Source organism: Bacillus sp. FSL H8-0547, from assembly GCA_038002745.1.
Lineage (GTDB): Bacteria > Bacillota > Bacilli > Bacillales > Bacillaceae > Bacillus_P.
The window spans coordinates 345484-365449 of record JBBODD010000001.1 but is presented as its reverse complement, the minus strand read 5'-3'; the positions used below and the strand labels follow the sequence as shown (position 1 = coordinate 365449).

The window sequence follows — 19966 nt, the reverse complement described above, 5'->3', positions numbered from 1 at the left end:
TCAGCACTGATAGAATGTATAATCTAGTAGATTTGATACATAGAAATAGGGGGATACTATGAAAAAGGAATTATTGCTGGCCTGCGGGCTAGTGCTTGCCTTGCCTGGCATACAGGGATTTGCAGCAGAAAAAACGACAGAGAAATGGTCTGCAGCGCAGGTTCAGGCAGACAAAATGAAGGCATTTGGATTTGATGAAGAAGAAGGAATGTATTATGAGGAAGAGCCTAACAATCTTTTAACAAAAGCAAATCCGATTGAAGTTGATTACTGGATTCAGGGTGACACAGGCGGCAAGGACATCGATTATTATAAGTTCACAGTAAAAAGCGAAGCACATTACAGCCTTATGGGATTTACTGAGACTGGATATGGCAGCACATTGAATATCCGCCTACTTTCTGCTGATGGGAAAGAAGCAGCCAAAAGCAAGTTTGATAGTGAAGATGGAGAAATAGGCACTCAAGATATTGAACTGCAAATAACTCCTGGAACTTACTACTTAGAAGTGACCAATTCAAATTCGACAAGTGAAGAATATTATCTTGTCCATAGCTTGATGGAAAAATATCAGAGAATTTCTGGTGGAGACCGCTACGAAACAGCTGTCAATATTTCAAAGGAATACTGGTTTGAAGGAGACACAGATACGGCCGTTCTTGCAACCGGTACAAGCTTTCCGGATGCTTTAAGTGCTACTCCGCTAGCCTACAGACATTATGCTCCTTTATTGTTGACAAGACCGGGGGCACTGCCAGGTGTTGTTAAGAATGAGTTAACGCGTCTGGATGTCACAAAAGTCATCATTGTCGGGGGAACAGGGGCCGTTTCTGCCAATGTTGAAAAAGAATTAAAAAACATGGGACTGAGAGTCTCAAGAATCAGCGGTGCTGACCGCTATGCAACTTCTGCTAAAATTGCTGATGAAATCGGCACGTACGGTCCGGTCACTCTAGCAACAGGCTTAAACTTCGCGGACGCTCTCTCAATTGCACCATTTGCGGCACAGATGGAAATGCCAATCCTTCTGACAAGAAAAGATTCAGTGCCGGGTGCTGTTCATACATTTATGAAAAATTGGGAAGTAGACGAGACATATGTTATTGGAGGATCAAGTGTTATTTCAGATGCATCTGTAAAAGCATTGCCAGGCAAAAAACGCATCAGCGGCTCAGACCGTTATGCAACGAACAGCAAAATTATTAAAACATTTATGGACGAAAATGATTTTCCTATGATGTATTTTGCAACAGGTGCAAACTATCCGGATGCCCTTGCAGGTTCTGCTCTTGCTGCTAATTACCATAGCCCTGTTGTTCTTGTAAATCCAGCAAAGTTCAACTCATCTACTTATCAGACAGTTCAGACTTACAAGGAACAAACAATTATCAATTACATCCTCGGCGGTGAGACAGCTCTCCCTCAAAAAGCAATCGATCAGCTTTTTGAATAAAGCCATAGCATGAGAAAGGCCGGTGAGCATTAGCTGCACCGGTCTTTCCATTTAGAAGTGATTTAAAACCTCTTAATTTTCAACATAACATCCTTCAGCACATCGACTGAACCAACCGCATCCTCGGAATCTTCCAGGCTGTGGTCAGCCCCGTTAATGAGGACACGCTCAAGAAATGCATTACCAGAAAGCTTCTCAAAGCGCTCCTGATCATAGCAAGGGTCTGAATCGCCGATGATGCATAACCCTCTCTTTTTGCTTGTGTACATGCCCTCAAACACATCATCCCTTTTCAGCAAAGGCGTGAGCCAGACAATTTTCGCATCGAGAAATGCCGTTCTCCCAAGTTCAGCAGCAAGTGCAATTGTGCCGAGTGATTTTCCTATCAAGTAAAAATGTTCATAGGAGTGCGCGCTTAATACGGTATCAATGACATGCCGGACATCTCTTTTTAACGCATCTTCAAGCTCTTTATCTGAAAACGATTCATAAAAAGGTGACTGGTAGGAGTAGTTAAGATGCAGCACATCCTCACCGCGGTTCAGGAAAATTCCTGTTGAATAGTGAAACAGCGGGCCCTGCGCTGTATACCCGTAGCCTGGAAACATAATAGCAAGTGTTTTTGCTTGAGAGGCTTTTTTGAACAGGGAATAGGAAACAGTGCCGTCTTTGTAGCCTGTGATGGAATCTTTCTGGATTTGGACCATTGGATTTTATCCTCTCTTTTTTAGTATGATACTACTAATTCCACTAATTGGGTGGAGATTCCTTTCTTCAGTAAAAAAGAAGCTTATCTTTCGCCGGGAAAGGGTAATACATTTGGTGGCGCTATGATAACACTATAGAAAACAGGTGAGCAGATGATCCGGTTTGAGAATGTGACAAAGGTATACAAAGACGGTACGAAGGCAGTAAATGCCCTTGACTTAACCATTGAAAAAGGTGAATTTTTTGTTTTTATCGGGCCATCCGGCTGCGGCAAGACAACCACGATGAAAATGATCAACAGGCTGATTGATGCAACAGACGGCACTGTCAGCATAGACGGCAAAAATGTACATGATTATGACATTCACGAACTGCGGTGGAATATAGGGTATGTTCTCCAGCAGATTGCGCTTTTTCCTCATATGACGATTGAAGAAAACATTGCGGTTGTTCCTGAACTGAGGGGATGGAAAGCAGAGAAAATACGGAAACGCACAGATGAACTTCTGAATATGGTGGGGCTTGATCCGGATACATACAGAACGAGAAAACCAAATGAGCTGTCCGGCGGTCAGCAGCAGAGAATCGGGGTCATCAGAGCGCTGGCTGCAGACCCGGACATTATTCTGATGGATGAGCCATTCAGTGCACTTGATCCGATCAGCAGGGAGAAACTGCAGCAGGATATCATTGACCTGCAAAAGCGAATTCATAAAACAATTGTGTTTGTCACTCATGATATGCAGGAGGCCCTTGCTCTCGGGGACCGGATTTGTGTGATGAAAGACGGGGAAGCCGTGCAAATTGACAGCCCGGAAGCAATCATCAGACGTCCTGCCAATGATTTTGTCAAAGAATTTATCGGGAACAGAGGACAGGCAGCCATTCTCGAAGGTTCCATTGAGCCGTGGATCAGGCCTCTGCAGGAAACAGATCCACTCAAAAAGCCGATATCTTTTACGGCTGACCGAAAGGAAGCCCTCCAGAGACTGGGGACAGAAGACTTGATTCCTGTTGAGCGGAACGGGCAGATTATCGGGACGATAACGAGAGAGTCCGCGGTTCAGTTCTTAGCCGGCCGTGCGGAAGAAAGAGGGAGAGTATGACGGCATTTATTGACGTATTTAAAGAACGGCAAAGCGAGCTTTTAGCTGCTTTGCTTGAGCATATCCAGATCTCATTTATTGCTTTGCTGCTTGCGGTCGCCATTTCCATTCCGCTCGGCATTTATTTGACCAGAAAATCAGGAGCCGCAGAAGGTGTGATTGGTGTTTCTGCCGTCCTGCAGACGATTCCGTCACTTGCCCTTCTCGGACTGCTTATTCCTCTCGTGGGCATTGGAGTAGTGCCTGCCATTATTGCACTGGTCATCTATGCCCTGCTTCCGATATTGCGAAATACGTACACCGGCATTAAAGAAGTGGATTCCTCTTTAATTGAAGCAGCCCGCGCCATGGGGATGAACAGCATGAAACGGCTATTTAAAGTGGAGCTCCCGCTTGCCATGCCGGTCATCATGGCTGGTATCCGCACGGCGATGGTGCTGATTGTTGGAACCACTACACTTGCGGCCCTTATTGGTGCTGGAGGACTCGGGAAGCTTATTTTGCTTGGCATCGACAGAAACGACAACATGCTGATTCTGCTTGGAGCGATTCCTGCTGCCCTGCTTGCTATTTTGTTTGATGCCGTTCTGCGAGGCGTTGAAAAAGCAGCAGCGAGACGATCAATGAAAGTGATCGGCATTGCAGGATTAATCGTACTGCTGGCGGTGGCGGTGCCGCTTGCGTTCGGCACCGGCAAGAAAGACATTGTCATTGCCGGAAAGCTTGGTTCTGAACCCGAAATACTGATCAATATGTACAAGCTGCTGATAGAGCAGGAGACGGATCTTGAGGTTGAATTAAAGCCCGGTCTTGGAAAAACGTCATTTGTCTTTAACGCTCTTAAGTCAGGGGATATTGATATTTACCCTGAATTTACAGGAACAGCGATTACGACCTTTTTAAAAGAAGAGGCCGTCAGCACAGACCGGAATGAAGTGTACGAGCAGGCAAAAGCGGGAATGCTTGAGAAATTTGATATGGCGTATCTTGAGCCGATGTCATTCAACAACACGTATACACTTGCTGTTCCCAAAGAAGCTGCAGAGCAATACGGACTTGAAAAAATGTCAGACCTTAAACCGGCTGCAGGGAATATAAAAGCAGGATTCACTCTTGAGTTTTCGGACCGGGAGGATGGCTACAAAGGCATCCAGAAAGTTTACGGCACCACCTTTGCGAACTTGAAAACAATGGAGCCTAAGCTCAGATATGAAGCCATTCAGACAGGCGAAATCAATTTAATTGACGCTTATTCGACAGACAGTGAGCTGAAACAATATAATCTTTTAGTCCTTGAAGACGACAAAAACCTGTTTCCTCCCTATCAGGGAGCACCGCTGCTGAGAACGGAAACGCTTGATGAGCATCCTGAGCTTGAGGAAGCACTGAATCAATTGTCAGGAAAAATAACGGATGACGAAATGAGAGAAATGAATTATCAGGTAAACGTTGAAGGAAAACCGGCTGCAGAAGTTGCTGAGCAGTATTTAAGTAAAGAAGGCTTATTAGGGAAGTAAGGAAAAAGAGGGAGAATGTCATGATTCTCCCTCTTTTTCTGGTGTTAAGGAATTATTAAAGAATAAAAGGCTGTGTATAACATAACAAAGTAATCATCGGCAAGCGGAAGCGCCTAGATCCTCTGCCAGAACAAATCCGTCAAAAAAGTCAAAACCGGACTTTTCTGCCGGATTCTTATCTGTCTATCGGATCTGATCAAGGCGCTTGCGCTTTTGTTCTTGGATTGATGTGTTTGACAAAAAGGATTTATGACAAAAAACAAGAATAAAGATAGAAGATCATTCCGGAGGTGAAGCACAGATGAAGGCTGACGGAGTATTTGAGGGCGGGGGAGTCCGGGGTATTGCGTTTACTGGTGCTATTCAGGCAATGGAGGAAGAAAAAATTGAGTGGGAACGCCTTGCAGGTACATCTGCGGGTGCTGTCATTGCCGCCCTTTTGGCAGCAGGCTATAAAAGCAATGAAATCAGGGAGCATCTCACAGAGCTTGATTTTACGAAATTCAGAGGGAGAACCTTTTTGAATTATATCCCAATCATCGGCGGACTGCTTCAGCTCATGATTCATCTCGGTTTTTACAAAAACAGCTATCTGGAAGAATGGATAGACGGTCTCCTTTCGGCAAAAGGGATCAATACATTTGCAGACCTGCCTGAAGATAAGCTGAAAATTATTGCATCAGACGTATCCAATGGAGAAATTCTTATCCTGCCTGATGATCTGCCCAAATACAAGATGAAACGCTCAGACTTGAAAATCTCTAAAGCGGTTATGATGAGCGCATCCATTCCCTTTTTCTTCAGGCCGGTAAAATGGAAATCATCTTCCCAGTTCACTTCCTATATATTAGATGGCGGACTGCTGAGCAATTTTCCGATCTGGCTGTTTGATTCGAAAGAAGAACCGCGCTTTCCAACCTTCGGATTCCGTTTTATTAAAGAAGAAATCAAGGCGGGGGCTGTTATACCGACACCGGTCCATCTTTTTAAAAATATCTTTAAAACGATGCTGCAGGCTCACGATCTGAGGCATTTGACTGAAGAAACAAAAGGACGCACGGTGCAAATTCCCACAGGAGGAATAACAGCAACCGACTTTGACTTGAATAGAGAGGAAATCGAGTACTTGTATCAGTCAGGGTATTCTTCGGCACAGCAGTTTCTGAAAAGCTTTGATTTTGAGAAATATAAAGAAATACGAAAAAAATCCAAAGCCGCTGCGGGTCTGTAACTGGCCCGCTTATTTGCAGTTTATGCTGGTATCTTATTCAAATTTGACTATAATAGTAAATGAAGCTTCATCAACTTAACTATTAAGGAAGTGAAGGAAATGGACGCATCTCAACAACATACCCGGCTGGTTGTCGCAGGTCTCCTCCTCGGTATTTTTATGGCTGCGATTGATAACACGATTGTTGCAACTGCCCTTGGATCGATTGTCAGTGATCTCGGAGGGCTTGATCAGTTCGTGTGGGTAACGTCTGCCTATATGGTGACGGTGCTTGCGGGTATGCCGATTTTTGGAAAGCTTTCTGATATGTACGGGCGGAAACGGTTTTTCATCATTGGACTTATTATTTTTCTTGCAGGATCTGCCCTGTGCGGGGTTGCACAGAACATAACTCAGCTCAGCATCTTCAGGGCTGTTCAGGGAATTGGCGGCGGTGCGCTTCTGCCCATTGCATTTACCATTGTTTTTGATATTTTCCCGCCGGAAAAACGCGGGAAAATGACAGGGCTTTTAGGTGCTGTTTTCGGATCTGCATCTGTTTTCGGCCCGCTCATCGGAGCGTATTTGACAGAATATATCAGCTGGCACTGGGTTTTTTATGTGAATATTCCAATCGGTCTTTTATCCGTCATTCTGGTCGGAAAGTTTTATCATGAAAAAGCAAAGCTTGAAAGCCAGAAAATTGACTGGGCCGGAGCACTCACGCTTGTAGCCGGCGTTGTCAGCCTTATGTTTGCACTGGAGCTTGGAGGAAAAGAGTTCTCCTGGACTTCTTGGCAGTTCTTTTCATTGTTCGGCTCTTTTGTCTTATTTCTGATTTTATTTTTAGTTGCCGAAATAAAAGCAAAAGATCCAATCATTTCTTTTTGGATGTTTAAAAGCAGACTGTTTGCAAGTTCTCAGATTCTTGCCTTTTTGTACGGGGCTTCGTTTATCATACTTACGATTTTTATTCCGATTTTTGTTCAGGCTGTATATGGGGGATCAGCTACAAGTGCAGGTTACATCCTCATGCCGCTTATGCTTGGGTCGGTTGTCGGCAGCGGACTTGCAGGTGCGTTTATGACAAAAACAAGCTACCGCAGCATCATGTTCGTTTCCATCACTTCTTTTATAGCCGGAATGGGACTCCTCAGCACGATGACGCCGGATACGGGAAGGCTGCTGCTGACGCTGTTTATGATTCTATCGGGATTTGGCGTCGGATTTTCCTTTTCGCTCCTTCCAAATGCGTCCATTCATAACCTGGATCCTCGTTTCAGAGGTTCAGCGAACGCAACAAATGCCTTTTTCAGATCGCTTGGCATGACAATCGGTGTGACAATATTCGGAGCTATTCAGACAAAAATCTTCACAAGAGAGCTTGAAAACGCCGGATCTGCCGGCAGCGGGTTTGATATGAGCAATCCTCAGGGGATTTTTCAGCCGGAAGTACGGGGGCAGATTCCTGCCCGGGTGCTTGAACCGGTAATAAATGCGATGTCAGATTCTATTACAGCCATGTTCCTGTTCGCGCTTATTCCGCTTGGAGCTGCCCTGATCACCGTCTTTTTTATGGGGAAAACAAGACTGAACATCGAGAAGAAAGAGGCAGCATCCGCTAAATGAAGAAAGAGCTTAAATGAAGCATGGGGCTTTGTTTAGGCTCTTTTTTATATTTAAGGAAATTATAAAGAGCAAAAGGCTGTGGATAACATAACAAAGTTATCTTCGTCCAGCTCCAGCGCCTAAATCCTCTGTCAGAACAAATCCGTCAAAAAAGTCAAAACCGGACTTTTCCGCCGGATTCTTATCTGCCTATCGGATCTGACCAGGGCGCTTGCGCTTTTGTTCATATGAAAGGTTTTTGAAAAATTGAGCCAAAAGACGCTCTTATCAGGCAGACTGCCATATACTGCGAGTATTTATTCACTATTATAAGGAGAATCAGAACCTGTCCATGTTCCTGTTTTGATTCAGATTGAACACACTATAGGAAGACATAGGAATTTGAAACTAGTGTGAATTTTTTGATAATATTATCTTTTTCCTCTATGATTGTAAGCAAATGACAAGAGGAGTTGGGAAAATTTGAAGAAAAAGGCGATTCCTGTTTTGCTGACAGCGAGCTTCCTTCTTGCCCCTGCAGTCAGCGCCGAAACACCATACTATGGAAAAACGTATACACAGCCCGAACAAGTAAGGCCGCTTTTTCCCGATGTTGCTTCAACAGATGAAACACCGGCTTTTACAAAAGGTGAAGAAGCCTTCACCACCCAGGAGGAAATGCTTGCTTACATAGAAGAACTCAAAACAAAATCTCCTTACGTGTCAGTAAAAGAGATCGGCAAATCGCAAAACGGCATGGCAATTCCTGCACTTTACTTTACAAAGGACGGGAGCATAAAACCGAGCTATGCATCTCGTAAGCCGACGGTCTGGATTCAGAGCCAGATTCACGGAAATGAGCCTGCAAGCGGTGAATCCATTCTCGCCATCGCTAATCGTCTGACAGGCGAGCTTGGGAAAGAGCTGCTGGATGATATCAATATTATTATTGTTCCACGTGTAAATCCGGATGGATCCTACAACTTTAAGCGGCAGCTTCAAAATGGCCTTGACGGCAACCGTGATCATGTCAAGCTGGAGTCACCGGAAGTGCAGGCTATTCACCGTGAATACAATAAGTACACGCCTGAAGTTGTCATTGATGCCCATGAATATTCGCCGTACACCCGTTCGTTTGACCGGTTTGGAGAAGACGGTCTCCTGAAGTATCATGATATCCTTCTGCTCTCAGGCAGAAATTTAAACATTCCTGAAAAAATCAGAACGATGTCAGACAGCCTTTATGTTGAACCTGCGTTTACTGCACTTGAAGATCAGGGATATTCGGCTGACCGCTATTATACAACCGCTGTGACAAACGGTGAAATTGATATTTTAGAAGGCGGGACAGAGCCGCGCATCGGAAGAAACTCCTTCGGACTGCAGCCTGCCTTTTCGTTCCTTGTGGAAAGCAGGGGCATTGAAATTGGCAGGGAGGACTTTGGACGCCGGGTCGCAGCTCAAATCGCCACACATGAAAGCATTTTAAGACAGACAGCAGAAAATGCCCGTAAAGTAAAAGTAACGGTTGCAGCCGAACGGGCAAAGCTAGTTAAAAAAGGCCTGCTTCCAAATGACAATGATCCTGTTTATGTGAACAGTGAAGCATTGGAGATAGAAGGACAGACTCTTGAAATGATTGATATTGAGAGCGGAACTGTTCAGGATGTACCTGTTAATTATTTCAGTGCAACAGAAGCTGTTCCGACATTAACACGCGAGCGTCCGACCGCATATGTACTGCAGCCTGATCAGGGTGATGCTGCGGCCAGGCTGATGAATCAGGGAGTAAAAGGATTTAAGCTTCCGAAACAAATGAAACTCCCTGTTGAAGCCTATCAGATAACAAGCAAAGAAGAGACAGAACTGTACGAAGGAAAGCAGCTGGTTGAAGTGGAGACAGAGCTCACAAAAAAAGAGGTCGTTTTCCCGAAAGGCTCATTTATCTTCTTGTCTGCTCAGCCGCAAAATAATCTGCTGTCTCTCTCCCTTGAGCCCGAGTCGATTGACAGCTATGTAACATTCGGCTATATTCCGTCAGAAATTGGTGAAGAATTGCCGGTTTACCGGTTTATGTTTGATGGGAAAAAGCTGAAGTAAGCAATAAAAAACAGATCCCGCTAAATCACGGGATCTGTTTTTTCATTATAATACGATACTTACAATAATCGCTGACAGGATACTCACAAGTGTAGCACCGTAAAGCAGTTTCAAACCGAAACGTGCAACTACGTTTCCTTGTTTTTCATGCAGACCCTTCACCGCACCGGCAATAATTCCGATGGATGAGAAATTGGCAAACGAGACAAGGAAGACGGAGATGATGCCAAGCGTACGCTCACTGAACGTATCTGCAACATTAGCCAGGTCCATCATCGCTACAAATTCGTTTGTCACAAGCTTAGTTGCCATAATTCCGCCCGCAGCTACTGCTTCGTTCATAGGAACACCCATGATAAAGGCGAATGGGGCAAAGATGTATCCAAGAATACCCTGGAATGTAATGCCGAAGATCATATCAAAAATGTTGTTGACCGCTGCAATCAGGGCAACGAAACCAATCAGCATAGCGCCGACAATGACGGCTACTTTGAAACCGTCCATGATGTATTCGCCAAGCATTTCAAAGAATGACTGCTTTTCTTCTTCCTGAATGACAAGAATATCTTCTTCATCTGAAACAGTGTACGGATTAATGATTGAGGCAATGATAAATCCGCCGAACAGGTTGATGACGATTGCCGTTACAACATACTTCGGCTCGATCATCGTCATGTATGCTCCAACAATCGACATGGATACAGTCGACATTGCAGATGCGCAAAGTGTGTACAGACGCTGTGAAGACAGCTGTCCAAGCTGTTTTTTAACGGTGATGAAGACTTCGGACTGACCTACAATCGCTGATGCAACTGCATTGTAAGACTCAAGCTTACCCATGCCGTTAACCTTGCTCAGTACATAACCGATGCCCTTCATAACAAAAGGCAGAATTTTAAAGTACTGGAAGATCCCGATCAAAGCAGAGATAAAGACGATTGGGAGAAGAACGTTCAGGAAAAATGGAGATTGTCCATCATTCGCGAGTCCGCCAAAAACAAACATGATTCCTTCGTTTGCATATTCAAGCAGCTTGCCGAATCCGTCGGCAATTGCAGTAATTAACACGAGACCAAATTTTGTGTTGAGTAATAGGAACGTTAAAGCAATTTGTATAACAATCATCAGTGCAACAGGTTTAAACTTGATTTTCTTGCGGTCGCTGCTGGCAACCCAGGCGAGACCAAGTACGATGGCAAGTCCAAGAAGGGCAATCAGGTATTTCATTTCGTTCACCTCTGTGATGGAATTATAAAACAATTTTTGAAAGACACTGTATACGCTTTCATCCTCTTCAAAAAAGAGAGTCAGTATGATCAGATGTCTGACCTCTGACGTATTCAACTATAATAGATTTATAGGAACAAAGCAACAATAAATTTTTGCTATTTAAAGGATAATCGGCTGCTGCTCATTCGCAGCAATAACCCTTCAAATTTAGGATGGAAATATTGAACAACAAAACCAAGTGTCAATGTCACGACAAATGTGCCGATGCCGATTGCTCCCTGAAAAGCAAAAGCGAGAAGGAGCGCAAAGGTTTCGCTGATGATCCTTGAATTTCTTAAATTAAAACCGAAACGGGTATGAATGGCAACCATCAGTGTATCCATCGGACTGGCAGGGAACTTTGCCTGCAGATAAACGGCTACTCCAATGCCCATGGTGAGTATTCCGGCAATCAGAGCAGATGCCTGGAAGAATAATCCGGCAGGGGAATAGTGTTTTAAAACGACTAGAAGCCAGAAATCAATCAAAGCTCCAATTAAGAGAATGCTTCCTGCTGCGAGCAACTCGGGTTTCTTCTTCATCAGAAATGAGTTAATAAAAATTAAAACGATTCCATTTATAAAGATACAGGTACCGACAGTGAGTCCAAAAAGATTGGATTCTCCTACTGCAAGTGCGTCCCATGAGGATGCGCCAAGACCTGATTTGATAATCAGGGCTACACCGAGCGTAAGAGCCAGTAAGCCTGTCATGAAAAACAGTATTCTTTCTTTCATATTGTGTCCCCTCTCACGTGGAGTTATTAGTTGTTAGTCGTCAGACCTCTTGAATTCGTTTACATCATATCTAATATTGGCCGTTTTGGCAAGAAAAATTATAGTGGAAGAAGGATCCATGAAAAAAACCGCAGAATCCATGTTCTGCGGCTTTTACTCAGCTGAGCTGAGTGGTCTTTAGAAACTCTTTTGTCCGTTCTTCTTTTGGATTAGAAAAGAACTCTTCCGGGTGTCCGATCTCAACAACTCTTCCTTCGTTCATATACACGATCCAGTCAGCAACCTCTCTTGCAAACTGCATCTCATGCGTGACGACAACCATTGTCATTCCTTCTTCAGCAAGTTCTTTCATGGTGGCGAGAACCTCTCCGACAAGTTCCGGATCAAGAGCGGATGTAGGTTCGTCAAACAGCATGATTTCAGGCTTCATCGCAAGTGCCCGGGCAATGGCAACCCGCTGCTTTTGCCCGCCTGACAATTTGTTCGGGTAGACATCTGCTTTGTCGGAAAGCCCTACTTTTTCAAGGAGAGCACGTGCTTCCGCTTCAGCCTGGTTCTTTTTCATTTTCTTTACCATCAGCGGTGCTTCCATAATGTTTTCAATCACTGTTTTATGAGGGAACAGCTGGAAATGCTGAAACACCATGCCGACTTTTTGCCGGACTTCGTTGATATCATGAGTTGCCTGTGTGACTTCTTCACCGTTTATGATGATTTTTCCGTTATCTTTTTTCTCAAGAAAGTTGAGGCACCTGAGAAGGGTGCTTTTTCCGGATCCGCTTGATCCGATCAAACATACAACATCGCTTTCACCAACTTTCATATCAATATCTTTTAAGACATGCAGGTCGCCGAATGATTTATTCAGCTTTTCCACTTTGATCATTTCTTTTGATTCCAAAAAGATTCCCTCCTTTAGCGGTCACTGATGGACATTTTCTTTTCAAGTCCATTTACAACGAGTGTCAGTATTGCAACTAGTATTAAGTAGTAAACGGCAACAATGAGCAGGAATGTCATCTCATCAAAGTTGTTTGAACCGAGTGTGGTCGCCACGTTAAATAATTCATTGATGGAAATAAAGGCTGCCAGAGAAGAATCCTTCAAGCCGATAATCATCTGGTTTCCAAGCGGAGGCAGGGCGCGTCTGAACGCCTGCGGCATGATGATCCGCCTCATTGTCAGAGCTCTGGTCATTCCGAGAGAACGGCCTGCTTCCATTTGACCTTTGTCTATGGACTGGATGGTGCCTCTGAAAATTTCGGCAATATAAGCACCATTGTGGAAGGCGAGAGCAAGTGATGCAGCCCAGAAGTCAGGGATGAGAAACAATCCGCTGAAACCGAAGTACAGGATGAAAATCTGAACGATCAATGGTGTACCTCGGACAAGGTAGATATAAGCATCTGAAATCCAGCCGAGAACCTTCAGTTTGGATATTTTCAGCAATGCGAAAAAGAGGCCGATGATAATTCCAATTAAGATAGACACAACCGTCAGTTGAAGAGTGACGAGCATTGCATCAAAAAATACACCTCTGCTGGCTATGAGTGAATCAAAAAAATGTGAAAAGCTGGGCAATATAAACAGCATCCTTTCTGTACAGGCAGTGATTATTCCGGTTTTACTGTAATGTCTTCTCCAAAATACTCAATGCTGATTTTTTTAAGTGTTCCGTCTTTGCGCAGATTTTCGAGCGCTTCATTAACACGTTTCAAGAGTTCGGGGTTGTCCTGCGGAATGACAACAGCCTGTTCACTTCGTTCAATCAGCTGCTGTCCGGTAATTTCAAATCCGCCTTTGGCTGCACTTTTTCCTGTTACAAAATCCGTGATCACCGCGTCGTGGCGGCCTGTACTCAGTGCTTTGAGGGCAGTGATATCGCTGTCGTACATCTTTATGTTGTTTGTATATTTCTCTGCGGTTGCAGCATATGTAGAGCCTTTGGCTACAGCGACTTCTTTTCCTTTGAGATCTTCAACTGTTTTGATGCTGCTGTCTGTGCGCGTGAAAATTTGAGGTCCTGAATAGTAGTAGGGTGTGGAAAAGGACACGTGCTTTGCCCGCTGGTCATTGATGGTGTGGCTTGCCACAGCGGCGTCGGCCCGGCCGGTTTTAACACCTTCAACAATCCCTTTGAATTTAATCCGTTTTTGAACTGGCTTCAGTCCAAGCTCCTTGGCAATCGCTTCTCCGACGGCGACATCAAACCCGGTCATTGTCATATCATCCTTCACATAGCTGAAGGGTTTGAATTCACCTGATGCAGCAAAGACGAATTCATCCTTGTCAATCAATTCTGTTCCGTCTGACAACTTTTCTTTCTCGGCACAGGCTGATAAAAAAACACCTGTTAATAGAACAAGGATCATAAGATAAACTTGTTTTTTCATAAGATGCTCCAAGTCTCCTTTCTGAATGGTATGAGTGATTATGGTAAACAGGAAAAAATGCGCTAGTTGTACATACCCTTATCTTACTTACTGTAATCGTATTTTTTAGAATTTTTTAGAAAAGGAAAATGTAAACTTGCGTAAAAAAAGAAGCAGCTGTATAGCTGCTTCTACTGCATTGCATTCCATTCAATTTCTCCTGCCTGCTCTTCATAATCAATGTTTACTTTAAAGTCGTGCTTTTCATAAAAGTGCACAAGACGGTCGACATGATCCCAGTCTCTCTTGGCGATATCTCCGGTAATAGTCGGGATGTTCTGGTCTTTTGCGATTTCTTTTAAATAATTCATGCAAATTGATCCGTAGCCTTTGTTGGCAGGTCCTTTAATGTCGCCAATATGAATGGCATGATCGTCTGAATAGGTGGCATGAATGGAAAAATCCCATTTCCCCCTATAGGCTGTTTCGCAATCGTTCAGCATCACTTTGCATGAATCACCGTCATTTTGTGCATAAACAACGACCCATTTGTCTTCTTTCGTCTGATCAATTCCGACAACTTTCCACCTCTTGGCTATTTCCTTGAGATTATCCTGCATTCTAAAGAGCTGAAACTGCAGTTCTTCCGCATCCACAGGTGCCTGATTTTCGCCAGTAAGTACAGATTGATACATACTGATCTCCTTCCTATATAGTAGTCCGTACGTAAAACACAATTATCTATTTTACTGGACTGCGGCAAAAGCATCAACCGTTTTGCTCGAATTGGAAGGAGTTGCTTACTAAAAAAAACGGCGCCAGTACAGGCGCCGGATGCTATTCTTCTTGACTGTCATAAATACAATGGTCAAAGCTGTCATTGTGGATATGGTTCAGTTCCTTAACCCCGTAAATTAAAAACTGGTGGTCGTCGCCATACAAGTCAAGCTTGTTTGCTTTTTTATAATGCTCTAATGCTGTGCGCGCTTTATCTTCCTCTGTAAAGACACCAACTACGTTTGAAGCCTCTCCGCAGTCGGAGCAGCCTATATCAACTACCACATAGTACATGAAATCACCCTTTATGCGTTCTTTCGTCCCCTATTTTCTCACGACAGCCGGGTGAAAACAAGGAATTGGCATAAGCGGATCAGACATCCAGTGTCTGAGGTGTTTTCTGTCCGCTGTTCATCAGGCGGATTTTGTTCGGTTTAATGGCAAGAACAATATAGTCCGGGTCATCAGGACCCTTGAACCAATTTTTCATATGCTCATTCCAGATCCGGTCTTTCAGTTCCTGGTCGCTGCTGATTTCCGCTGTTCCCTCAAACTCTACATAGGAGTCCCCGTATCCTTCGCCTTCATAGCCCAGCAGGATATGTACATTCGGATTTTTATCAATTTCCTCTGCTTTGTGCGTGTGAACATTAGTCGGAGTATAGAGCATAAGTTCATCATTGGAAAAGGTCATATAGCGGGAGTGGGGTTTATTGTCCACTACGGTAGACAGTGTCCCTACTTTGTGTTTTTCAAGTACCTGAAGGACCTCTTGATTCAGTGTCTGCTTGTCCATGGTAACATCTCCTTTATACGTATTAATGTATGTATTCCTTCATTTTCTTATCTTGAAACATGAAAGTGGAGTGTTGGCTGACACGCAAATGCCTCCCGCTATGAGGGAGGCATTTATGGGGTGGAAACAGACGGATTAACTGCGGACAGTTCCCTGAAGAAAAGCTTTTCATCTTTTGGCAGCGAAACAAGCGCAAATTTTGAATAGGCAGGGCGGCTGGATGAAAAAGAACCTGTGTACACGATTTTCAGGCGCTTGAATGTCCAGGCCGGAGAAGATAGTGGATTCATCGAATAGTGCACTTCTTTAATGTCTCTAATAAAAATTTCTTTTCTGATGAGTCCGAATACAATTTTCAGTTTCTGATCGGCGATGAAAAATAAGAGTTAAGAAGAGCATGTGCAAGAAAGGCTGCAATTAAAAAAGGAAAAACAAGAGGTGGTGCGGGTTCACCCTGATACAGAAGAAAAAACGGGAAAACAATTAAAAAAACGACGATACATACAAGGATTGGGTTCCGTTTTACTTTAAACGTCATGACAGACCTCCTTACATTAATTTTAGCATATTTTACCTTTTGATGACGGGTAAATTTCGTTTGTTCTTATTGGCAGCACGTTACTGTTACAGGGAAGCAGGTATACGGGAATGATTTAAAAAATACTGATTCAAACTGGTATAGACAACTAGTTGAATAGATGTTATAGTATGTGTGAAAACGGATGCAAGGAGCTGTAATGATGGCAGAAATATGCTTATTGAACGCTGAAATTTATACTGGCGAATCCATTATTGAGAGTGGGTACGTTTTAATAGAAGATGAAAAAATAACACAAGTCGGGATGATGGAGGATTATCAGGAGCAGAGCGGATTTGAGCGCGTAATTGATTTAAACCACGCTGCAAGAGTCGTTCCGGGCTTTATTGATCTCCATATCCACGGAGCACACGGTGCGGATGTGATGGACGCTTCTTTAGAAGCGCTGCAAATAATGACTTCAAAGCTTCCACTTGAAGGAACAACAAGTTTTCTGGCAACTACAATGACTTCAAGTAAAGAACAAATTTCTGAAGCTCTTGTCAATGCGGCCGCATACTTAAAAGAAAAAAATCAAACCGGTGCAGAGATCCTTGGCATCCATCTTGAAGGTCCATTTTTAAATCCGAAACGGGCAGGGGCTCAGGCACCAGGAAATATTATTGAACCCTCAATTGACCTTTTTGACAGGTGGCATGAAGAGTCAGGCGGAAGCATTAAACTTGTGACACTGGCACCGGAGCGCGAAGGCGGGTATGCGCTTGCCGGCCATTTAAAGAGTTTGTCCATCGTCCCGTCTATCGGCCACAGTGATGCTGTTTATCAGGAAGTGGAGACGGCGATTGCAAGCGGTGTCCATCATGCGACACATCTTTTTAACGGAATGAGAGGGATTCACCACCGCGACGCAGGCACTGCAGGAGCTGTTCTGATGAAGGATGAAGTGATAACGGAAATGATTGTCGACGGCATTCATATTGCACCTGAAATGGTCAAGTTTGCTTATAGGATGAAAGGCAGTGAAAGGGCCATTCTTATAACTGATGCTATGCGTGCCAAAGGGCTCGGTCCAGGCACTTACGATCTTGGCGGACAGGAAGTAACAGTTGACGGGGAGCGGGCGACACTCGCTGATGGGACACTTGCAGGAAGTATTCTTACATTCAGAGATGCGGTAGTCAACATGATGTCATTCACGGGGTGCTCCCTTCAGGATGCTGTCACGATGTCATCTGTTAATCCTGCTAAACAAATTGGGGTCTACGACAGAAAAGGCAGCCTTGAGAAGGGAAAAGATGCAGACATTGCCGTGCTCGATGACCAATTGAATGTGATGATGACGATCTGCAGAGGAACGATATCTTTTACAGGGAGTGCTGACAAATGAAGCTGATTGAAGCGAAGGATTACAAGGAAATGAGCATGCTTGCTTCAAGAATGATCTCAGAGCAGGTCCGGTCCAAAAAAAACTCAGTGCTAGGACTTGCAACGGGCGGAACAGTTTTAGGCACCTATCAGCAGCTGATCCTTGACCATCAGGAGAACGGAACGGATTACTCTGAAGTAAAAACCTTTAATCTGGATGAATATGCCGGTCTCCATAAAGATGATGAAAACAGCTATCATACTTACATGAAAAAGCACTTTTTTGACAGCGTCAATGTCTCTGATGAAAATACACACCTTCCTGACGGAGAAGCATCAGATTTAGAGAATGAGTGCAGAGATTACGACAGGCTGATCATCGAAAGCGGGGGCATTGACCTGCAGCTTTTGGGGATCGGTCAAAACGGGCACATCGGGTTTAATGAACCAGGCAGTTCATTTGAATCAAACACCCACCTTGTAAAACTGGAAGAATCAACCCGTCAGGCAAATGCAAGGTATTTTAACACGATTGAGGATGTGCCGAAACATGCGGTGACGATGGGAATCGCTTCAATCATGAGAAGCAAAAAAATTCTTCTTCTTGCATCAGGTGTTCAAAAAGCAGCCATATTAAATGATCTTTTTCATGCAGATGTATCTGAAGAAATTCCGGCGACTGTCCTCAGAAATCACCCGAATGCCGTAATTATTGCAGACAGGGATGCACTTTCGAAGCTTCAGCCGGAAGAAAGGAAGATGTTTGCCAGATGATTCAAAAGAACTCACCCCTGCCAATCTACTATCAGCTCGAAGAAGCCATCAAAGAAGCAATACAAAATCAAGAGCTGACACCAGGCCAGATGATTCCATCTGAAAGAGAATATGCGGAAACGTACGGAATCAGCAGAATGACTGTCAGGCAAGCTCTTTCAAACCTTGTAAATGACGGCTTCCTTTACAGACAGAGAGGGAAGGGAACGTTTGTCGCCCACCAGAAAATTGAACAGCCGCTTCAAGGCCTGACCAGTTTTTCTGAGGATATGAGGTCACGCGGCCTTGAACCAAGTACGCGGGTCATCAGCTTTAAGGAAGTGCCTGCAAGTCATGACCTTGCTTCTAAGCTCGAGGTGGAAGCGGGAACGTCCCTTTTTGAATTAAAACGGATCCGGCTTGCAGACCAGCTGCCGATGGCCTATGAAATGCTGTACATTTCAAAAGAAACGGCACCTGATTTGACCGAAAAAATCGCTCAATCTTCTATCTATGAATACGTGGAAAATAAACTGGGCCTGAAGATTCACCATGGACGACAGGTTCTTGAGGCCTCTATTGCCAGAAGAACAGAAGCGGAAATGCTCCAGGTTGAAGAAGGTGCCCCGGTCCTGATGATCGAGCGGAGAAGCACGCTTGAATCAAATAAACCGCTAGAAGTTGTAAAGTCTGTTTACCGGGCGGACCGTTATAAATTCACAATTGATATGCAGCGATTGTCATGAAAAAGCGGGCAACAGAACAAAAAAACATCCGGACGTCTGCCATTGATGAAATGACTTCCTATGAGATGGCAAAACTTATGCACCAGGAGGACGCGGCAATATCTGCTGCTGTGGAGAAAGCACTTCCGCAAATTGCTGAAGCGGCTGATGAAATAGTCGCACGATGGAAAACGGGCGGAAGAGTGTTTGTGATTGGAGCAGGCACCAGCGGAAGAGTGGGCATGCTTGATGCAGTGGAGCTCGGACCGACTTTTTCTGTAGAGGAAGACAGATGGACGGCACTTGTGTCCGGCGGAAATGAAGCGATGTGGATGCCGCTTGAGGAGACTGAAGACGATGAAAACGCCATCAGGGAGGAATTGAAATCCCACTCACTCGCTGAGCAGGATTGTGTCATCGGCATAACAGCCAGCGGTTCAACTCCGTTTGCTGTAAGCGGCCTTGAATATGCGAATCAGAAGGGTGCCTGTACAATATCGATCAGCAACAATGAACACTCAGTCATTTCCGAACTGGCTGATGTTGCCATCGAACTTAGAACTGGCCCTGAAGTCATACGGGGGTCCACAAGATTAAAAGCGGGAACTTCTCAAAAAATGGCTCTAAACATGATCTCAACAAGTGTCATGATACAGCTTGGGAAAGTATATGGAAACGAAATGGTCGATATGAAACTGATCAACCGCAAACTGAAAAAGCGGGCAGAAATGATTTTGGCGGAAACGACAGGCATTGATAAGGAAACAGCAGGACTAACTATGGAAAAAACACAGTACAATCTTAAAGAAGCCATTTTCATGACGGTTACACATGCTTCCGAAGAAGAAGCAGGCCTCTATATTCAGGAGGCGCAAGGGAGATTGAAACAAGCGATTCATCGCTTTTTCGATAATAAAAACAAGTAAGGGGGA

Annotated in this window: 21 protein-coding genes; 10 read left to right on the top strand and 11 right to left on the bottom strand. The window is 44.2% G+C overall.

All coding sequences use genetic code 11. From position 1 onward, the window contains the following. Positions 1-58 precede the first annotated feature (58 nt). Entirely contained in the window at positions 59-1453 is a 1395-nt protein-coding gene (locus MHB63_01865; protein ID MEK3805334.1) for a cell wall-binding repeat-containing protein, read from the top strand. 62 nt (positions 1454-1515) lie between these two features. Here MHB63_01865 and MHB63_01860 read toward each other — a convergent pair whose 3' ends face one another. Further along, positions 1516-2160: an alpha/beta hydrolase gene (locus tag MHB63_01860; protein ID MEK3805333.1), complete on the bottom strand. Its 645-nt coding sequence runs from the start codon at positions 2158-2160 to the stop codon at positions 1516-1518. Between the two features lie 153 nt (positions 2161-2313). Here MHB63_01860 and MHB63_01855 point away from each other — a divergent pair, with 153 nt between their 5' ends. From MHB63_01855 to MHB63_01835, 5 genes are all read left to right on the top strand, one after another. Next, positions 2314-3267, top strand: coding sequence for an ABC transporter ATP-binding protein (locus MHB63_01855; protein ID MEK3805332.1), 954 nt, complete (start codon positions 2314-2316; stop codon positions 3265-3267). Then, complete coding sequence (opuFB, locus tag MHB63_01850; GenBank protein ID MEK3805331.1) at positions 3264-4784, top strand: osmoprotectant update ABC transporter permease/substrate-binding subunit OpuFB; 1521 nt, start codon at positions 3264-3266, stop codon at positions 4782-4784. The genes MHB63_01855 and opuFB overlap by 4 nt, the downstream gene beginning before the upstream one ends. 301 nt (positions 4785-5085) lie before the next feature. Further along, on the top strand, positions 5086-6015 hold the full coding sequence (locus tag MHB63_01845) for a patatin-like phospholipase family protein (protein ID MEK3805330.1): 930 nt from the start codon (positions 5086-5088) through the stop codon (positions 6013-6015). A gap of 99 nt (positions 6016-6114) precedes the next feature. Further along, the gene (locus MHB63_01840; GenBank protein MEK3805329.1) at positions 6115-7623 is read left to right on the top strand and encodes an MDR family MFS transporter; all 1509 of its coding nucleotides are present in this window, start codon (positions 6115-6117) and stop codon (positions 7621-7623) included. A 462-nt stretch (positions 7624-8085) separates the two neighbouring features. After that, complete coding sequence (locus tag MHB63_01835; GenBank protein MEK3805328.1) at positions 8086-9702, top strand: M14 family metallopeptidase; 1617 nt, start codon at positions 8086-8088, stop codon at positions 9700-9702. A gap of 45 nt (positions 9703-9747) precedes the next feature. On the opposite strand, the gene MHB63_01830 is transcribed toward MHB63_01835, so the two are convergent. The 10 genes from MHB63_01830 to MHB63_01785 form a co-directional block, all read right to left on the bottom strand. Further along, positions 9748-10929: a NupC/NupG family nucleoside CNT transporter gene (locus tag MHB63_01830; protein ID MEK3805327.1), complete on the bottom strand. Its 1182-nt coding sequence runs from the start codon at positions 10927-10929 to the stop codon at positions 9748-9750. A gap of 158 nt (positions 10930-11087) precedes the next feature. After that, on the bottom strand, positions 11088-11708 hold the full coding sequence (locus MHB63_01825; GenBank protein MEK3805326.1) for a hypothetical protein: 621 nt from the start codon (positions 11706-11708) through the stop codon (positions 11088-11090). Positions 11709-11865: 157 nt separating this feature from the next. Continuing rightward, a complete protein-coding gene (locus MHB63_01820; protein ID MEK3805325.1) occupies positions 11866-12594 on the bottom strand; it encodes an amino acid ABC transporter ATP-binding protein in 729 nt (242 codons plus the stop codon). Positions 12595-12623: 29 nt separating this feature from the next. Continuing rightward, the gene (locus tag MHB63_01815; protein MEK3805324.1) at positions 12624-13289 is read right to left on the bottom strand and encodes an amino acid ABC transporter permease; all 666 of its coding nucleotides are present in this window, start codon (positions 13287-13289) and stop codon (positions 12624-12626) included. A 32-nt stretch (positions 13290-13321) separates the two neighbouring features. Then, entirely contained in the window at positions 13322-14101 is a 780-nt protein-coding gene (locus MHB63_01810; protein ID MEK3805323.1) for a transporter substrate-binding domain-containing protein, read from the bottom strand. 170 nt (positions 14102-14271) lie between these two features. Continuing rightward, the gene (locus MHB63_01805) at positions 14272-14775 is read right to left on the bottom strand and encodes a hypothetical protein (GenBank protein MEK3805322.1); all 504 of its coding nucleotides are present in this window, start codon (positions 14773-14775) and stop codon (positions 14272-14274) included. Between the two features lie 142 nt (positions 14776-14917). Then, positions 14918-15151: a hypothetical protein gene (locus MHB63_01800; protein ID MEK3805321.1), complete on the bottom strand. Its 234-nt coding sequence runs from the start codon at positions 15149-15151 to the stop codon at positions 14918-14920. Between the two features lie 79 nt (positions 15152-15230). After that, the gene (locus MHB63_01795; GenBank protein MEK3805320.1) at positions 15231-15653 is read right to left on the bottom strand and encodes a pyridoxamine 5'-phosphate oxidase family protein; all 423 of its coding nucleotides are present in this window, start codon (positions 15651-15653) and stop codon (positions 15231-15233) included. A gap of 113 nt (positions 15654-15766) precedes the next feature. Continuing rightward, positions 15767-15973 carry a PH domain-containing protein gene (locus MHB63_01790; GenBank protein ID MEK3805319.1) on the bottom strand — a complete coding sequence of 69 codons (207 nt, stop codon included), beginning with the start codon at positions 15971-15973 and terminating at the stop codon, positions 15767-15769. A gap of 35 nt (positions 15974-16008) precedes the next feature. Then, positions 16009-16191, bottom strand: coding sequence for a hypothetical protein (locus tag MHB63_01785; GenBank protein ID MEK3805318.1), 183 nt, complete (start codon positions 16189-16191; stop codon positions 16009-16011). 202 nt (positions 16192-16393) lie between these two features. On the opposite strand from MHB63_01785, the gene nagA reads away from it, so the two are divergent. The 4 genes from nagA to murQ are packed head-to-tail and all read left to right on the top strand — an operon-like array spanning position 16394 to position 19960. Further along, positions 16394-17578, top strand: coding sequence for an N-acetylglucosamine-6-phosphate deacetylase (gene nagA / locus MHB63_01780; GenBank protein ID MEK3805317.1), 1185 nt, complete (start codon positions 16394-16396; stop codon positions 17576-17578). After that, positions 17575-18330: a glucosamine-6-phosphate deaminase gene (gene nagB / locus MHB63_01775; protein MEK3805316.1), complete on the top strand. Its 756-nt coding sequence runs from the start codon at positions 17575-17577 to the stop codon at positions 18328-18330. The genes nagA and nagB overlap by 4 nt, the downstream gene beginning before the upstream one ends. Next, positions 18327-19055 carry a GntR family transcriptional regulator gene (locus MHB63_01770; protein MEK3805315.1) on the top strand — a complete coding sequence of 243 codons (729 nt, stop codon included), beginning with the start codon at positions 18327-18329 and terminating at the stop codon, positions 19053-19055. The genes nagB and MHB63_01770 overlap by 4 nt, the downstream gene beginning before the upstream one ends. Beyond that, a complete protein-coding gene (gene murQ, locus MHB63_01765) occupies positions 19052-19960 on the top strand; it encodes an N-acetylmuramic acid 6-phosphate etherase (GenBank protein MEK3805314.1) in 909 nt (302 codons plus the stop codon). Before MHB63_01770 ends, murQ begins: the two co-directional genes overlap by 4 nt. Positions 19961-19966: the final 6 nt, after the last annotated feature.